This window comes from Roseovarius lutimaris (assembly GCF_900115165.1).
Taxonomy (GTDB): Bacteria; Pseudomonadota; Alphaproteobacteria; order Rhodobacterales; family Rhodobacteraceae; genus Roseovarius; species Roseovarius lutimaris.
Window position 1 is genome coordinate 122,146 of record NZ_FOVP01000009.1, and the last position, 15,245, is coordinate 137,390.

The 15,245-nt window shown below is 60.5% G+C and carries 24 protein-coding genes; 11 read left to right on the plus strand and 13 right to left on the minus strand.

Annotation, left to right across the window (positions count from 1 at the left end):
* Window positions 1-3: 3 nt before the first annotated feature.
* Both BMZ91_RS09660 and ispH read left to right on the plus strand, forming a co-directional pair.
* Window positions 4-456 (plus strand): YqaA family protein, encoded by a 453-nt coding sequence (locus BMZ91_RS09660; RefSeq protein ID WP_092837727.1) that lies wholly within the window; start codon window positions 4-6, stop codon window positions 454-456.
* A 66-nt stretch (window positions 457-522) separates the two neighbouring features.
* The gene (gene ispH, locus BMZ91_RS09665) at window positions 523-1,473 is read left to right on the plus strand and encodes a 4-hydroxy-3-methylbut-2-enyl diphosphate reductase (protein WP_092837730.1); all 951 of its coding nucleotides are present in this window, start codon (window positions 523-525) and stop codon (window positions 1,471-1,473) included.
* Between the two features lie 357 nt (window positions 1,474-1,830).
* Here ispH and BMZ91_RS09670 read toward each other — a convergent pair whose 3' ends face one another.
* The 8 genes from BMZ91_RS09670 to BMZ91_RS09705 all read right to left on the minus strand — a co-directional run bounded on the left by BMZ91_RS09670 (window position 1,831) and on the right by BMZ91_RS09705 (window position 7,194).
* Window positions 1,831-2,088, minus strand: a complete 258-nt coding sequence (locus BMZ91_RS09670; protein WP_342741943.1) for a nuclear transport factor 2 family protein — start codon at window positions 2,086-2,088, stop codon at window positions 1,831-1,833.
* Between the two features lie 36 nt (window positions 2,089-2,124).
* The gene (locus tag BMZ91_RS22010; RefSeq protein WP_342741944.1) at window positions 2,125-2,265 is read right to left on the minus strand and encodes a hypothetical protein; all 141 of its coding nucleotides are present in this window, start codon (window positions 2,263-2,265) and stop codon (window positions 2,125-2,127) included.
* A 258-nt stretch (window positions 2,266-2,523) separates the two neighbouring features.
* Entirely contained in the window at window positions 2,524-2,910 is a 387-nt protein-coding gene (locus BMZ91_RS09680) for an ExbD/TolR family protein (RefSeq protein ID WP_092837736.1), read from the minus strand.
* Entirely contained in the window at window positions 2,910-3,290 is a 381-nt protein-coding gene (locus BMZ91_RS09685; RefSeq protein ID WP_245736292.1) for an ExbD/TolR family protein, read from the minus strand. The genes BMZ91_RS09680 and BMZ91_RS09685 overlap by 1 nt, the downstream gene beginning before the upstream one ends.
* Window positions 3,283-3,936: a MotA/TolQ/ExbB proton channel family protein gene (locus BMZ91_RS09690; protein WP_092837743.1), complete on the minus strand. Its 654-nt coding sequence runs from the start codon at window positions 3,934-3,936 to the stop codon at window positions 3,283-3,285. Before BMZ91_RS09690 ends, BMZ91_RS09685 begins: the two co-directional genes overlap by 8 nt.
* Window positions 3,933-4,367, minus strand: a complete 435-nt coding sequence (locus tag BMZ91_RS09695) for a hypothetical protein (RefSeq protein ID WP_092837859.1) — start codon at window positions 4,365-4,367, stop codon at window positions 3,933-3,935. Before BMZ91_RS09695 ends, BMZ91_RS09690 begins: the two co-directional genes overlap by 4 nt.
* Before the next feature lie 180 nt (window positions 4,368-4,547).
* Complete coding sequence (gene tolA, locus BMZ91_RS09700; protein WP_092837746.1) at window positions 4,548-5,723, minus strand: cell envelope integrity protein TolA; 1,176 nt, start codon at window positions 5,721-5,723, stop codon at window positions 4,548-4,550.
* A gap of 547 nt (window positions 5,724-6,270) precedes the next feature.
* Window positions 6,271-7,194, minus strand: a complete 924-nt coding sequence (locus BMZ91_RS09705) for a LysR family transcriptional regulator (RefSeq protein WP_218145657.1) — start codon at window positions 7,192-7,194, stop codon at window positions 6,271-6,273.
* 17 nt (window positions 7,195-7,211) lie between these two features.
* On the opposite strand from BMZ91_RS09705, the gene BMZ91_RS09710 reads away from it, so the two are divergent.
* The 9 genes from BMZ91_RS09710 (at window position 7,212) to BMZ91_RS09750 (ending at window position 12,640) form a co-directional block, all read left to right on the plus strand.
* A complete protein-coding gene (locus BMZ91_RS09710; RefSeq protein ID WP_092837749.1) occupies window positions 7,212-7,520 on the plus strand; it encodes a hypothetical protein in 309 nt (102 codons plus the stop codon).
* Window positions 7,517-7,840, plus strand: coding sequence for a carboxymuconolactone decarboxylase family protein (locus tag BMZ91_RS09715; protein ID WP_092837752.1), 324 nt, complete (start codon window positions 7,517-7,519; stop codon window positions 7,838-7,840). The genes BMZ91_RS09710 and BMZ91_RS09715 overlap by 4 nt, the downstream gene beginning before the upstream one ends.
* Window positions 7,840-8,244 (plus strand): DUF488 domain-containing protein, encoded by a 405-nt coding sequence (locus tag BMZ91_RS09720; protein ID WP_092837755.1) that lies wholly within the window; start codon window positions 7,840-7,842, stop codon window positions 8,242-8,244. Before BMZ91_RS09715 ends, BMZ91_RS09720 begins: the two co-directional genes overlap by 1 nt.
* Complete coding sequence (locus tag BMZ91_RS09725; protein WP_092837758.1) at window positions 8,241-9,266, plus strand: NAD(P)H-dependent flavin oxidoreductase; 1,026 nt, start codon at window positions 8,241-8,243, stop codon at window positions 9,264-9,266. Before BMZ91_RS09720 ends, BMZ91_RS09725 begins: the two co-directional genes overlap by 4 nt.
* Window positions 9,263-9,958, plus strand: a complete 696-nt coding sequence (locus BMZ91_RS09730; protein ID WP_092837761.1) for a 5-formyltetrahydrofolate cyclo-ligase — start codon at window positions 9,263-9,265, stop codon at window positions 9,956-9,958. Before BMZ91_RS09725 ends, BMZ91_RS09730 begins: the two co-directional genes overlap by 4 nt.
* A 559-nt stretch (window positions 9,959-10,517) precedes the next feature.
* The gene (locus BMZ91_RS09735) at window positions 10,518-10,970 is read left to right on the plus strand and encodes a DUF3429 domain-containing protein (RefSeq protein ID WP_092837865.1); all 453 of its coding nucleotides are present in this window, start codon (window positions 10,518-10,520) and stop codon (window positions 10,968-10,970) included.
* 35 nt (window positions 10,971-11,005) lie between these two features.
* Complete coding sequence (locus BMZ91_RS09740; RefSeq protein WP_245736295.1) at window positions 11,006-11,560, plus strand: class I SAM-dependent methyltransferase; 555 nt, start codon at window positions 11,006-11,008, stop codon at window positions 11,558-11,560.
* Window positions 11,553-12,020: a ribonuclease HI gene (rnhA, locus tag BMZ91_RS09745; protein ID WP_092837767.1), complete on the plus strand. Its 468-nt coding sequence runs from the start codon at window positions 11,553-11,555 to the stop codon at window positions 12,018-12,020. The genes BMZ91_RS09740 and rnhA overlap by 8 nt, the downstream gene beginning before the upstream one ends.
* Window positions 12,017-12,640: a trimeric intracellular cation channel family protein gene (locus BMZ91_RS09750; RefSeq protein ID WP_092837770.1), complete on the plus strand. Its 624-nt coding sequence runs from the start codon at window positions 12,017-12,019 to the stop codon at window positions 12,638-12,640. The genes rnhA and BMZ91_RS09750 overlap by 4 nt, the downstream gene beginning before the upstream one ends.
* Before the next feature lie 36 nt (window positions 12,641-12,676).
* Here the strand turns inward: BMZ91_RS09750 and BMZ91_RS09755 are convergent, their stop codons facing one another.
* The 5 genes from BMZ91_RS09755 to def (BMZ91_RS09775) form a co-directional block, all read right to left on the minus strand.
* Complete coding sequence (locus BMZ91_RS09755) at window positions 12,677-12,916, minus strand: GlsB/YeaQ/YmgE family stress response membrane protein (protein WP_092837773.1); 240 nt, start codon at window positions 12,914-12,916, stop codon at window positions 12,677-12,679.
* A 6-nt stretch (window positions 12,917-12,922) separates the two neighbouring features.
* Window positions 12,923-13,165 (minus strand): hypothetical protein, encoded by a 243-nt coding sequence (locus BMZ91_RS09760; protein ID WP_092837776.1) that lies wholly within the window; start codon window positions 13,163-13,165, stop codon window positions 12,923-12,925.
* A gap of 9 nt (window positions 13,166-13,174) precedes the next feature.
* The gene (fmt, locus tag BMZ91_RS09765) at window positions 13,175-14,077 is read right to left on the minus strand and encodes a methionyl-tRNA formyltransferase (RefSeq protein ID WP_092837868.1); all 903 of its coding nucleotides are present in this window, start codon (window positions 14,075-14,077) and stop codon (window positions 13,175-13,177) included.
* Window positions 14,078-14,146: 69 nt separating this feature from the next.
* Window positions 14,147-14,641 (minus strand): peptide deformylase, encoded by a 495-nt coding sequence (gene def, locus BMZ91_RS09770; protein ID WP_092837871.1) that lies wholly within the window; start codon window positions 14,639-14,641, stop codon window positions 14,147-14,149.
* Between the two features lie 4 nt (window positions 14,642-14,645).
* Window positions 14,646-15,164, minus strand: coding sequence for a peptide deformylase (gene def / locus BMZ91_RS09775; RefSeq protein WP_092837779.1), 519 nt, complete (start codon window positions 15,162-15,164; stop codon window positions 14,646-14,648).
* Between the last annotated feature and the right edge of the window lie 81 nt (window positions 15,165-15,245).

The window sequence follows — 15,245 nt, forward strand, 5'->3', positions numbered from 1 at the left end:
CCGATGATGGGGGCGGACTTGGGCGTTTTCGCGCAACTGGGCGGGTTGTTTCTGGCGGCCTTAGGGGCCGCCACAGTTTTTCCGTTTCAATCCGAATTCGTCTTTGTCGGCCTGCAACTCGGCGGCACGGCGCCGCTTATGTGGCTGATCATCGTGGCCAGCATTGGCAACACGCTTGGGGCGGTGGTCAATTACGTGCTCGGGATCTGGATCGAGACGTTTCGCAACCGACGCTGGTTCCCGGTAAGCACCGGCCAAATGGCCCGCGCCGAGGGTTGGTATGCCCGGTGGGGCGTCTGGACGCTGTTGCTGAGCTGGGCCCCGTTTGGCGATGCCTTCACGGTGATCGCGGGGGTGATGCGCGCACCGCCCTGGCTTTTCCTGGTTCTGGTCACCGTCGCCAAGACCGGGCGCTATATCGTGCTGGCGTGGCTGACGGCCCAAGCGGCGGCCTGATTGCGCCCATCACCACTGGACGTCGCGCACCACAAGCCTTACCTCTGGCCGCGACAGGAGGTGTGCATGACAAAACCAGCCCTTACCCTTTATCTCGCCGCCCCGCGCGGATTTTGCGCCGGTGTGGATCGCGCCATCAAGATCGTCGAAATGGCGCTTGGGAAATGGGGCGCGCCGGTCTATGTGCGCCATGAGATCGTGCACAACAAATACGTGGTCGACGATCTGCGCGCCAAGGGCGCGGTGTTTGTCGAAGAACTTGACGATTGCCCCGATGACCGCCCGGTGATCTTTTCCGCCCATGGCGTGCCAAAATCCGTGCCTGCCGAAGCCGGCGCACGCCAGATGCTTTTCGTCGATGCCACCTGTCCGCTGGTCAGCAAGGTCCATGTCGAGGCCGAACGCCACGCCGAGGCCGGGTTGCAGATCATCATGATCGGCCACGCGGGCCACCCCGAAACCGTCGGCACCATGGGCCAGTTGCCCGATGGTGAGGTCCTGCTTGTCGAAACCCCCGCCGATGTGCCCGGCCTTGCGGTGCGCGATCCACAAAAGCTTGCCTTTGTGACCCAGACCACCCTGTCGGTGGATGACACCGCCGATATCGTCGCCGCCCTTCAGGCGCAGTTCCCCGCCATCAGGGGACCGCACAAGGAAGACATCTGTTACGCCACCACCAACCGCCAGGAGGCGGTCAAGGCGATGGCGAAACAGGCCGAGGCGATGCTTGTCGTCGGCGCGCCGAACTCGTCGAACTCGCGCCGTCTTGTCGAGGTCGGGGCGCGGGCGGGCTGTGGCTATGCCCAGCTCGTGCAGCGCGCAACCGATATCGACTGGCGCGCGATTGAGGGCATCAAGAGCATCGGCATCACCGCCGGGGCCTCGGCCCCCGAGGTGCTCGTGAACGAGGTGATCGCGGCGCTTCAGGACCGCTATGACGTGACCATCAAAGAGGTTGAAACCGCCACCGAAAACGTCGAATTCAAGGTCCCCCGCGTGCTGCGCACCCCGGCCTGAGGCGGCGCAACAGCCCCTGCGCCAAGGTTGCCTACCCCAGACGTTGCGGACACGTGCGAAGCCGCGCGGGGGTGTCGAATGCGTTTCAAACCAGACCTGCTCTGCGGCATGCCCAAAGGTCGGTGGCGCGGGACTTTCCGGCCTTTTGCTTGAGCAGCTCTTGCTGACGCAGCATCCCTTCGCGGGCGCAGCACGCTCTCCGCCGCCTAGCAGCCAAGATTGTTAGAGCGGCCATTCAACGCGGCTTGATGACATCAAATCCAAACATCATTTTCGCTGCACAGTGTAAGAACTATCGAGACACGGACAGCGCGCCATTTCGCTGCGACGGCGCCAATTGCTGCTTGGGGTCAACGATTAGAACATCCCGTTATCGTTCGCGCTTTGATCCGGTAGGACTTGCAGCACATCCCAGTGTTCAACGACTTTACCTGCGTCATCCAGGCGGAAAATATCAATCCCGGCGTATTCAAGACCGTCAGGCCATATCTGATGGCAATGCAGGACAACGAACTTTCCTTCCGCGATTGCGCGCTTAACTTCAACGCGTTTGCCGGGATACTCTTCGGCCATCTTCTCAAAGTACGCGACGAACGCCGCCTTACCGTCACCCACATGCGGGTTGTGCTGGATGTATACCTGAGACGGACTTCAGGCGGTGCGTTCGAAATGCGGGCGGCCAAGTCCGGTCATCCGGTTCAGAACTCGGACGCCAATCTTGGCTTCTGTTTTCTGATTTTCGATGGTGTACGCCTTTAGCTTGGGTCCAATGACGGCTTTCCAGCGGCCCATGAGGGTTTCGCCCCGGCTGCGTTGGTTGTAACCAGTGGCTTTCGATCTCGGCGATATGGCAGTCTCGTGAGGTCGGATTCTGGGTCGCATTCACGCCGCATGACTTGTTAGAAAGCACCTGCTTGATGAACTCCCACTCCAAATCGCGCAGATCCGACCGCGCCATGTTTCTGCTCCCCCATGTTGTTTTGGAAGAAATGAATCGCAAACCTATGCGAAAGAACAGAAATTAATGGGTGTGCTGCCTAGTCATGGCGGTCATTCCAGCCCTCTTCGCGTAACGATTACCACGCGAGAGGCCCCTAGAGTGCGGAAGTCCCGTGCCAGATTTACCAAAGTGATCGCGGATAGCGCCTCATCCGGTACGATCCGAACCACTTCGCGTTCATCTTCCGGGCGCGCGGCATAGAACGCCTGCGGAGAGGCGATGGCCTTGCCCCGGTATGTCAGCCTTCCGTCTGGATGCACGACAATGGTATCGGGCGGCGCGCGGCCTTCAAGATCAGAGGTGCGAACAAGTCTGAGATCCTTATCCAGCGGTTGTGAAAGGGTGCCCGCGACCATGAAGAAGACAAGCATCAGAAAAACAACATTGATCAATGCAATTGTGGGCTCGATCCGCGACCTATGTATTCGTGTCCGCATTACGACCCCAACACGCTTATGCTGAGCCGGTCAATTCCGCGAAGAATGACAAGAACGTCGGTCAATCTTTGCGCCGTCACATCGTCCCGCAGGCTGACGATCACTTGCAGGGTCTCGGCCTCAGAGGACATGTCGGCAAATCTGTCCGGTAGCGCCCCCAGCACAACATCCTGACCGTTCACGCGCAAAGAGGTTTCGCCCAGTTGAAGAAAGCTCTTCTTGACGTCGCTGCTGCCAGTCGCGCCCGCACTGGCGGTGGACAGGTCAACCTCGGCAAATCGCGAGAAGGTTGAAGAGAGCATGAAAAACAACAGCAAAAGGAAGATGACGTCAATCAGCGACGTCATCGACAAGCGCCGACGCCGGGTTTGCTTACGCATGGGTTGGCTCTGCGAAGGCGTGTGCGACGGGGTCGCGACGACCCTGAGGATGCAGGACAGAGGCGATCGCCCGCTCGGCGGTCACGCGCTCCGCGTCCATCCGCCCCTCAAACCAACTAAGCACCATGGCTGTGGGCATCGCCACCGCAAGACCCACGGCGGTAGTCAATAGCGCCACCCAGATGCCCCCCGCCAGAAGCGATGGATCGACCTGTGACCCTGCATCTTGCAATGATTGGAACGCCTCAATCATACCCAGAACCGTGCCAAAAAGACCCAGAAGCGGGGCAAGCTGTGCGACGCTGTCCAGCAGACGAAACCCGCCTTCCAGCCGGGCAAACCTCACCTCGGCTTCTGCCTCCAGTCGTTTGGCGTCCTCCGGTCCTGCGCCAAAGGCCATTTCAACCACAGGCGCGAGGTAGCTTTTGGATTTCTTCAACGCGCTCACAGCGGCGCTGCGGTCGCCTTGATCCCAGGCGGCAACCGAGTCTTTCAACGCGCGATGCCGCCCCACTCCGGCCGCAGAAAACTGCCATAGTTTGTAGAGGATGGTTGCCAAGGTAACGACCGAGACAACCAGCAATATCATCACCACCGGCCCCCCAAGATCAGCCGTCTGGCGCAGGCTTTCCAAAATCCGGGTCATCCCGTCACCTCAATCTTGGTGCGTGTTTTCAGGATCAAACCGGTCTCGCAGGCACCATCGGTCAAATCTGGCGCCTCGCAGGTATGGGCGCCGTTTATCAGGACCTGACTCAAGGCGTCGCAAGCGATCCCCGGAACGGAAAACTGACGCACGCGCGGGCGACCCGGGGGTAAGGTGCCGAAATCAAACAGGGTCAGCCGGTCCACCTGGCCCGCGCTGTCAAACAGGACGGTTTCATAGACCACCTTTTCAATCTGGCTGGCGTGCCCGTTCGCCACCAGAAAGGTCAGCGTACAGCCCCCCTCATTGGATTTCACAGCATTCAATTCAATCGTGACAGCCTCGCCCAGCTCTTTATCCTGTGCCAGGGTTCCGGTGGCAAAGGCGAGGTTGGCAATGATCGCCACAGCCGCCAATCGGGTCGTCTTCATCTGCATATTCCTTATCTGCTGGCACCGCGCCTGTTTATGTCAGAAGCGCTGCGTTTTACATTTCAAATTTGGGCCCGTGACCCAACGAGCCGCCCGACAAAAATCGCCCTTAACGGTCAGAGGCGGTTGGCGACGGCGCTACATCAGGCACCCCGGAGGTGTGTGGATCAGTTCATGCGCTCACCTGTTCCGGTACAGAAAGGCCAGCCTTTGGCTGGTGCCGTCTGGAGGACGCGGGAAGGGCGCCGCGCTTCTGACCTGAGCGCTGGCGGCGCGTCCGATATCCCCCGACCCTGTGCTGTTAAGTATATTGACCCAGGCCACCGTGCCGTCGGGGTTGATCTCAAAGGACACCTGAGCCGTTCCATGCGCCGAAGGATAGACGACCGGGGCACGATTAAGCTGAACCAGGACCCGACCAACGTAATTGGTCGTGCTCGAATTGCCAGGATTGCGGGCCCCGCTAAATCCAGTCGTTCCAGATCGGGAACCGCCGCTGCGAGAGGCAAACGGATCAACGCCGGTGCGTTTATAGGCGGTCAGAGGCGACTCGATAGCGCCGTTGGACCGCCGTGTTCGCGTGCTTCGCGGCTGCGTGCCATTGGGTTGGCCTGCTGCCACGGATGGCCGTTCTTTCGGAGGGCGCAGCGACGTTGTGACAGCGGAGCGTGTTAGATCTGTCTCTTCCTCGGCGCTCAGAATCTCGGGGTCGTCAGGCGCGGAGGTAACCGTTATCTCCGGCTGCACTGGCTCCTGCACTTGGGGTTCAGGAAGGATGGCGGGGCTTGGTGACGGGGCGGGTGCGGGAACAACAGGCGAAACAGTCTCGGTGACTGACACGGGCGCCACCTCGCTGGCCTGAGCATCAGTTGCATCCGGTGCCCCCTCCGCTGCGTCGGGTTCGGTCTCGGGTTCAACCGGTTGCGATATCGCCAGATCGGCCAGATCATCATCTTCACCACCCGAGCGCTCTGCCGTTTCGGGCGCGGGGACATCGCTTTCGGACGGCTCAGCGGTGTCTGGTTCAAGTACCTCGACCTCCCCGGTGTCAGGTGAGATGACGTTCTGGGGATTGTCAGACGCCACCAGCGCCTGGGAGGTTGATGTTTCTTCGATCACCTGTTCAGGCGATGTCACGCTCGGGGGATCAGGAGCCGAGGCTTCTTCTGGCGCCGCAGGTTCTGCCGGGGTGCCGGCGAAATCCTCGAATGTGCCGCCTGCATCAGCAAGATCAGATGCAGTGTCTTCGTTCGATGATGGCCGATTTTCGCTTGAGGTGAAACTCAACCCCAGAGCATGCAGGAGCAAGGACAATAAAATGGCCGCCACCGCCGCAAAAACAGACCCCCTGGTCATTCAGGAACTCGTGCAGTCAACAGAACACGGCAGACAGGCACACGCGGCACCAAAGGGTGCCGGCGAGCTTTGGTAAGGAGAAGACGGTGAAACGACATGGTCGTATTTCTTATCTGTCCAGCGCCGGGCGCTGAGGATACTTTTTTTGGTTAGGCACCACCGGCCAATGCCTCTGTTCCTATCGCAAAGCATGATTTCACGGTAGGCATTTCCACGTCATTGTGATCAGAGGGGATTTGCCAGGTAGTTATGTAGCGACGTGACCAAGATCCTCGCGCCGTTCAGGCAGCCATTTCGGCCGGGGAGTGGGCAAAACCTGGGGGTTACCGGTGATGCTATGATGGTTTCTTTGCAAGGAGAGCTGCAGTTCTCGACGGTCGATTGGCTCTCTCATATCAAACACTTGCCGCCTGACCCCCAGCTTTTGCCCACTCCCTTTGTCGTTTGGCCATCTCTCCTTGAATCCCCAAAAAGCCAAGCATCACTTCGCATTGTTACCCTATCCTCATGATCGCAGTCACTCACACATGCGGTTGCCTACCGCGTCCTACAGTTCGCTGGTCAGCAATTTGATCTGGTCAATCAGTGGATCAATCAGGTTACGGTCTCGACCTTCATGACATACCAACCATACGGGCAAGGAGAACTCGGGCATATATTCCACCAGGGCGATTCTGCCCTGGGTGATCAAGCCGGCAACCAACCGGTAGGGAAAGTATCCGGAGCCGCCATTGGCCAGCAGGTAGTTCAGCCCCAACCAACCGATGTTGACAGAAATCGGCGGTCCCGGCAGATCCGGAAAACTGGCGCTGTGCTGGGCGTAAAACTCCGGCCCCCAGTCGACATAGATGTATGGCGGATCGGAATCGTCATTCCTGCACGAAACCAGGACAAGTCGTTCGCGCAGTAGTTCAAAAGTTTCAAGCTGGGGACGATGTTGAGGTGTATACATGACCGCCATATCCATTCGCCCGTCAATGAGACCCTGCATCAGGTCCGGTTCAAAGCCGATTTCGGCTCGGAATGAAATCTCCGGTGACGAGTAACGCGCCCTAGCGAGCCAGGGGAGCATCAAGCCATCCCAAAGCCCGATGCGTGCGCCAACAACAACGCTGTCGCGGAATCCCTGGGGCAACCCAACATCATGGCGGGCCTGCTCCACGGTCCGGACAATCAGTGCGGCATGTTTCTGAAAACGGCGTCCGTTGTCCGTCAACGTTGCGCCGGCGCGATTGCGCGTAAACAACCGGCATCCAAGTTGGTCCTCAAGCGTCTGAATACGCCCGCTTACGGTGGATTGCGTGACATGCAGTCTCTCAGCAGCAGCGACGAAACTGCCAGCTGACGCAACCGCTAAAAATGTACGTGCGAACTCGCTATCCATAGCGGCATCATCGGATATTCCGATATTAAACACAATTAAAAACCATTTTTCAACTTGCAAACAGATTGCTATTCTGTGGTTATACATTGATCTCGAGGTGTAAAATGCATACTCAACTTTCCCCGTTTGACGTACTGAGCCATACGTTCTGGGCCGGGTCAAAACCACTTGAGTCTGACATTCGCCTGCAGCCCATTGCCGATTGTGTCGGCGATACACTGCCGACCATCGCACGCCTCAGCGAGGTCCATACCAGCCGCCAGATCATGTGGGCGCTGATTGCGATCATCGTCGATATGTCGCTTGAGGAGGGCGATGGAGAGTTGACCGCTGCAATGCTGCACTCGAATGCACGCTTGCTGGAGGTGCAGGCGGAAGTGGATCTGTATGGGACAGCCCGGAGGTTATCATGAGCAAGACCCTCGCAGATCGCCGCCACGCGTTGGCTCCCGAAACCGAAGACGCTTTCCGCTCCTTTTCCAAGGCGGTTTTTGCCGAAGGCACACTAGATGCCCGCACCAAGCAGCTTATCGCGGTGGCGGTCGCCCACGTCACGCAGTGCCCTTGGTGTATCGAAGGCCATGTGAAGGCGGCGCAGCGCGCGGGCGCGTCGGGAGAGCAGATCATGGAAGCCGTGTGGGTTGCGACCGAGATGCGGGCCGGAGCAGCGTGGGCGCATGCCTTAAAGTCCGTGGAACTTCTGGATAAGCCCGGTGCTGACGGAAATACTTAATGCCACCGCGTCCGCCCGTCCCTGACGACTTGAGCGAACGGATCCGCATCAAGCGGATTTATCGTGCTGTGCGTGTCTCTGACGGCAAGCGGATCCTTGTCGACCGTCTCTGGCCGCGCGGGGTATCAAAGGACAGGGCGCGCCTGCACGCCTGGGAGAAGGACATCGCGCCAAGTGACGACCTGCGCCACTGGTTTCATGCAAGCCCCAATCGTTGGGACACGTTCAGGACACGCTATTTGCGGGAACTGGAAGCGAAGGGCGATCTGATAGGCAAAATTGCGGAATGCGCCAGGGACGGCGTTGTCACGTTGCTGTTTGCCGCCAAGGATGAGGACCACAACAATGCCGTCGTATTGCAGGAGTATTTGCAAAAACGGCTGAGACAAGGAACAGGATCATGACCGGCTATTCCAACGATCCGATCCGCACGCCCCTCTGCGATCTGCTCGGTTGCGATGTACCGATCCTGCTTGCCGGCATGGGTGGCGTCTCCCGCTGGGAGCTGGCGGCCGCTGTCGCGAATGCCGGTGGCTACGGAATGCTGGGGATGGTGCGCGAGGATCCGTCGCTGATTAAGCAGGAGGTAACAGCACTCCGCGCCGCGACCGACCGGCCCTTTGCCGTCAATCTAATTCCGGCGGCGACGAAGCCGGAATTGCTTGATGCGCAGCTCTTGTGTTGCCTCGCTCTCGGCGTCCCTGCATTTACTTTCTTTTGGGACGTGGTGCCGGCGGCCATCGAGCGGGTCAAGCAGGCCGGATGTCTTGTCTTGCATCAGGTTGGCACCCTCCAGGCCGCCAGAAACGCTGAAGATGCGGGAGCTGATTTGATCATCGCCCAGGGGATCGAGGCGGGCGGTCATGTGCATGGGCGCCAGTCCGTATGGGATCTAACGGCCGCGATATTGGCACAGACCAGCCTCCCGGTGGTCGCATCTGGCGGCCTAGCGACTGGCGCAGACCTTGCTGCCGCTCTAAGGATGGGGGCGGTGGGTATTCAGTGCGGTACAGCTTTTCTGGCGACCGAAGAGTCCTTTGCCCATGCCTATCACAAGAGGTGTGTTGTCGATGCTGGCGGAGCGGACACGGTGCTCACCGATATCTTCGTATTGAACTGGCCCAAGGCAGCCGCAGTGCGGGTGATTTCCAACAGTGTGACCGCCGGGCTGAAAGGATCTAACCTGGGTCATGATCCCGCCGACCTGCCCCGCGAAACCATCGCCTGGGACGGGAAGACGCCGCGCTTGCGCTACAGCACGGATTCACCTCTCAGGACCACGACCGGAAACCTTGAAGCCATGCCAGCATTTGCCGGGAAGGGTCTGGATGCCATCACCGACATCGTTCCTGCTGCCAGCCGCCTGAACAAACTGGCCGCTGACGCGAGATACAGCATCGCACATTCCTCGGAGGCGACCTCATGAGCGACAAGTTCGACAGCTTTCGCTGCAAGACGGGCTTTTCCTCGCCACCCTGCTATGCCGCCGAAGTCGCGCCAGAGTATTTTGACCCGCTTGCCGTCGACCCCGCTCAGACCCGCGACGTTGCACGCTGGCGCAAGGCCGAGCGCAAACGGCTTCGCGGTGAACGCGACAGAATGCCGGTTGCCGACCGGCAATCGGCTGGAGCCGCGCTGATAGATCACTTACGGCAGGTGCTGCGGCACCGTTTTGGCGGTATGCAGGGCATGGTTTTTTCTGCCTATTGGCCAATCAAGGGCGAACCCGATCTGCGTCCTCTGATGTCGGAATTGCATAAGGCAGGCGTGACGATCGCGCTACCCCTGGTCGAAACAAGGGCGGCACCGCTGACATTCCGCCGATGGACGCCCGATATGACGATGGTCCGCGGCGATTGGAGCATTCCCGTGCCGCCGCCCGACGCGCCAGAACTCACCCCCGATATCGTGCTGGCGCCGCTTGTCGGCTGGAGCGCCGATGCTTATCGGCTTGGCTATGGCGGTGGCTATTTCGACCGAACATTGGCGGCTCTGAAGCCACGGCCTTTCGTCATCGGCGTTGGTTTCGACGCCGCGCGTCTGCGGACGATCTATCCGCAACCCCACGATATGCCGCTCGACCTCATCCTTACAGAGGCCGGGAACAAAACTGAGTAAGCACCTCGGTGGAACAGAGGCGGGCATGGCGTGGCTCTGCAATCCTGAACCAGGCTTCCGGCCCATATTCCTCGGCGCTTGCCATGGCGCTCCGGATTCTGATGATGTCGGGGGCGGTGGACATGCCGAAGTATTCGCCCTGTTTAATTCGCAGCAAGCCCAATGATAAAGAACACAAGCGCTACGGTCGAAGAGACTGTCCGAACGTGGTTTCAAAATGCCCAGCTTAACAATCTACGATTTTTCAACATTGTCCAACGGCAGCAATGTCCCGCGACCTGTGAATTCGGCGTTTGAGCCTTGCTGCGGTCTGCGTGAATGACTGTTACTTCCGCTGCGCAGCGGCACCATAATTTTCGCTCACGCGGCATTTCTGACGCTGTGCGCGCACGCAGCGAGAACGTCGAATTTACAGGATGGGCTCTTCTTCCTCTTTCGCTGTAGTCTGCGCTAAGGTCCGGTTTCGCCATTTGCGTCAGTTTATGACGTGAATGACAAAACCAGCCTCTGCGCGCAACGCCCCTTGCCAAGCGAGGATCACAAAGCCATGTTGCCGCCCATGCAAACGATCCCCCGCGCCCCGCTTCTTCTTGGCCTTGCCGGCCTTTTGCCCTTTGTCTGGGGGGCGATCACCGTTTTGCTGCCCGATCTTGGCCTCTGGACGGCACAGATCATCGGACCGCGCTTTGCCGGGCCCTACGTGATGCTGTTTTACGGCGCGGTGATCCTGTCGTTCATGTCCGGCGTGCTCTGGGGTTTTGCCACACAGCTCAGCGGCCCCCGCGCCACCAGCGGTTATGCCCTTTCGACCCTGCCCGCACTTTGGGCGTTTTTCATGACCGGAGGCGGCCCGACCAGCGCGGGGATTTCCCTTATGGCGGGGTTCATCGGGCTGCTGGGTCTTGACTGGCTCTTCTGGCATCACGGTGTGACCCCGCCATGGTGGATGGGCTTGCGTGTCATGTTGACCGCGGTCGTGCTGATCTGCCTTGCAATCGGAGTATTCTTTTGACCCGCGACCCCGAAACCCTGCGCGTCTATGACGAGATGGCGGGCAAATATGCCGCTGTCACCGCCGATGTTGCCTCTGATCCGCTTTTGGCGAGCTTCATCGACGCCTTGCCGCGCGGCGCGCATGTGCTTGATCTTGGCTGCGGCCCCGGCATCATCGCGGCCCATATGGCGAGGTCTGGCCTGCGGGTGACGGCCACGGATGCCTCGCGCGAAATGATCGCGCTTGCCGTCGGCTCGCCGGGCGTGACCGCCCGTCTCGCGACCTTCGACGAGATCACCGGCGAAGATATCTTCGACGGCATCTGGGCCAACTTCTCGCTATTGCATGCGCCCCGCGCCGACATGCCCCGCCATCTCGCCGCTCTGCACGCGGTACTCAAACCCGGCGGGCTGTTTCACATTGCGCTCAAATCCGGCACTGACGCGCATCGCGACAGCCTTGGCCGGTTGTACACCTATTACACCGCCGATGAACTTGACACCTTGCTGCGCGCCGCCGGTTTCACCCCGTTTTCCTCTGCCACCGGTCGCGACACCGGGCTTAGCGGGGAAATGGCCGACTGGATTGCGATTGCCGCCCATGGCTGAGTTGTTTGCCTATACCGACGGGGCCTGCTCGGGCAATCCCGGCCCCGGCGGCTGGGGCGCATTATTGCGTGCCACCGAGGGTGAAAAAATCGTCAAGGAACGCGAATTGTCCGGCGGCGAGGCCCTGACGACCAACAACCGGATGGAGCTTTTGGCCGCCATCCACGCGCTTGAAACCCTCGCCAAGCCCAGTCAGATCACCATCGTCACCGATAGCGCCTATGTCAAAAACGGCGTCACCGGCTGGATTCATGGCTGGAAGCGCAATGGCTGGAAAACCGCCGCCCGCAAGCCGGTCAAGAACGTCGAGTTGTGGCAGCGTCTGGACGAGGCCCAGGCCCGCCATGATGTCACCTGGGAATGGGTCAAGGGCCACGCGGGCCACCCCGAGAACGAGCGCGCCGATGAATTGGCCCGCGCGGGCATGGAGCCGTTCAAACCCGGCAAGGCGCGCACATGAACCCGCTTATCCTGCTTGATTACGCCTCGGTGCTGATCTTTGCGCTGACCGGCGCCTTGGTGGCCAGCCGACAACAGCTTGATATCGTCGGATTTTTCTTTATCGCTAGCCTGACGGCGGTGGGGGGTGGCACGCTGCGCGATGTGCTGCTGGATCGCAACCCGGTGTTCTGGCTTGGCAATCCGAATTATATTCTGATCGCCAGCGCCGCAGCCCTGCTGATCTTTTTCACCGCGCATCTGATCGAAAGTCGCTATCGCCTGTTGCTCTGGCTCGACAGCTTTGCGCTTGCGGTCGCAGTGCCTGCCGGCGTGGCGGCGGCGATGAGCATGCTGCAACCCGGCGCGATCGTGGTGATCATGGGCGTGTTGACGGGGTGCATGGGCGGGCTGTTGCGCGATGTGGTCTGCAACGAGGTGCCGCTGGTCCTCAAGCAAGGCGAGCTTTACGTCAGCGCCGCTTTCGGCGGTGCCCTGACCGCCGTTGGCCTTAGCTATGTCACCGGCGAAAATCTGTTGATCCTCGGTGGCTGCGCCTTGGTCACCTGGGCCCTGCGCGCAGGCTCGCTTACCTTCGGCTGGCGCCTGCCGGTCTATCGCCCGCGTCCACCAAGAGTATAGGACGGTGCCGGGCGTATGACGCCAGAAGTCCCGCGCCTACTTCCGCCCCAGATAGGTCTGATAGAGCCAGATCAGCAACAACGCCCCAAGCACCGCGCCGATCAGGCCGCCCAACAGACCGGTGACCGTCAGCAACACCCGGATCACCACCCCGCCGACAAGCGCGCCTGCGATCCCGATCAGAACGGTCGGGACGATGCCCGCCTCAACCTTCATCATCCTGGTGGCAAGAAATCCGGCCGCGGCCCCGATGATAATAAGATAGATCACACCCATAATGCCTTACCTCCTGCCTCGCCAATGCGTGGGCACGATGATCAGCGCCCCGATCGAGGAAATGATCGCGTCAATTCCCGGCGCGCCAAAGCGAAACCCGAACATGATCCGCATGAAATAAAACAGGAACGCCCCACCAATACAAATGATGATCGACGCCACATAGCCATTGCGCGTAAAGCCGCTTTTCTCGGAGACATAGCCAACGATGCCCGCAATCACCACCGTGCCGAAAAGTTGCAGAAACATCGACGCCCCCTAGCCCAGAACCGTGCCGACAGGCAGGGCCATGCCACGCAAAAACTCATCCCTATCCTGCGCGCCCTTGCCCGCCCGTTGCAAGCGCAAAAGCCGCACCGCGCCGCTGCCACAGGCCACGGTCAGTTCTGAATCAAGCACTTCGCCGGGCGCGCCCTGCCCTTCGGCCATGGCCGAGCCCAACAACTTCACGCGCAGGCCCTGCACGTCGATCCAGGCGCCGGGAAAGGGCGACAGGCCGCGGATAAGCCGGTCAACCTCTGGCGCGGGGCGGCTCCAATCCACCCGCGCCTCGGCCTTGTCGATCTTGGCGGCATAACTCACGCCCGCCTCGGGCTGCGGCACGGGCTCAAGATCATCAAGCCGCTCAAGCGCTTCGACAATCAACCGCGCGCCGATGGCGGAAAGACGATCATGCAATCCGCCCGTGACCTCCCTCGCGCCGATCTCTGTCGCCTCGCGCAACAACACCGGCCCGGTATCAAGCCCGGCCTCCATCTGCATGATGCAAACGCCGGTCTCTTTATCCCCTGCCATGATCGCGCGATGGATCGGCGCGGCCCCGCGCCAGCGCGGCAAAAGGCTTGCGTGGATATTCAGACATCCCCGCTTGGGCGCGTCCAAAATCGCCTTTGGCAGGATAAGCCCATAGGCCACCACCACCGCCACATCGGCGTCGAGCGCCGCGAATGCCTCGGCCTCGCCGTTGAGGCTCTCCGGGTGGCGCACCTCAAGCCCAAGGCTTTCGGCACGCGCCTGCACCGGCGACGGGCGCTCTTTCTTGCCACGTCCGGCGGGGCGGGGTGGCTGGCAATAAACCGCGACAACCTCGTGTCCCGCCGCGACCAGGGCCTCCAGCACCGGTACGGAAAACTCGGGCGTCCCCATGAAAATTACACGCATGACAGCCCCTTTCATCTTTCCAAAAATACTCAAGACGCCGCAACCCGCCCCACGCGCGCCGACAGCGGCCTAGCCCTGCTTGCGCGCCTTGCGCAAAAACATGTCACGTTTGACCTTGCTCAACCGGTCGAAATACATCCGCCCCTCAAGATGGTCGATCTGGTGCTGAACACTAGTCGCCCAAAGCCCGACAAAGTCGCGCTCTTCCATCTCGCCCGCCTGATTGAGAAACTGCACCGTCACCGCGCGCGGCCGGGCGATCAGGGCCGACATGCCCGGCAGGTTCGGGCTGGCCTCGGCGTGGGGGCGCAATTGCACACTGGCGTGAAGCACCCTTGGGTTGGCCATGCTCACCGCCTTGCCGCGGGTCTCGCTGGCATCGACCACCGCAAGGGCGCGCATCACGCCGATCTGCACGGCGGCAAGGCCAACGCCCGGCATCGCCTCCATCGTGTCAATCATATCGGCCCAATGGCCGCGCACCTCGTCGTCAATCACCGCGACCGGCGCCGCGACGCTGCGCAGGCGCTTGTCAGGCCAGGGCAGACAGGGGCGCACCGCCACCGCGCTAGCCCCGCGCCATTTCACGTTTCAGCTTTTGCATCCGGCGGGTGATCATCTGCCGCTTCATCGCGCCGAGATAATCAATGAACAGCTTGCCATTCAGGTGGTCGATCTCGTGCTGTACGCAGGTCGCCCAGAGTGCGTCAAATCCCTCTTGATGCGCGTTCCCGTCGGTATCCATCCAGCGTACCTCGACCTCTTTGGGCCGGGTCACCTCGCCATATTGATCGGGGATCGACAAGCACCCCTCTTCATAGACATTCGTCTCATCCGACGCGGCGACAACCTCGGGGTTGATCATCACCATCGGGCGCGGGGTTTCATTCTCACCCTTGACGCAATCGAGCACGATCAGCCGCTCAAGCACACCGACCTGCGGCGCGGCCAAACCGATGCCGGGCGCGTCATACATGGTTTCAAGCATGTCCCTGGACAGCTGGCGCAACCCGTCCGTCACATCGGCAACGGGCGTGCAGACCTTTTTCAGGCGCGGGTCGGGGTGGATGAGGATTGGCCGTTTCATAGGGGTCATTTAGGATATGCCTCGCCAATCTGCAACGCCTCTTGCACCCAACGCCAATTCGGCTAGCTTGCGCGCGCAGCC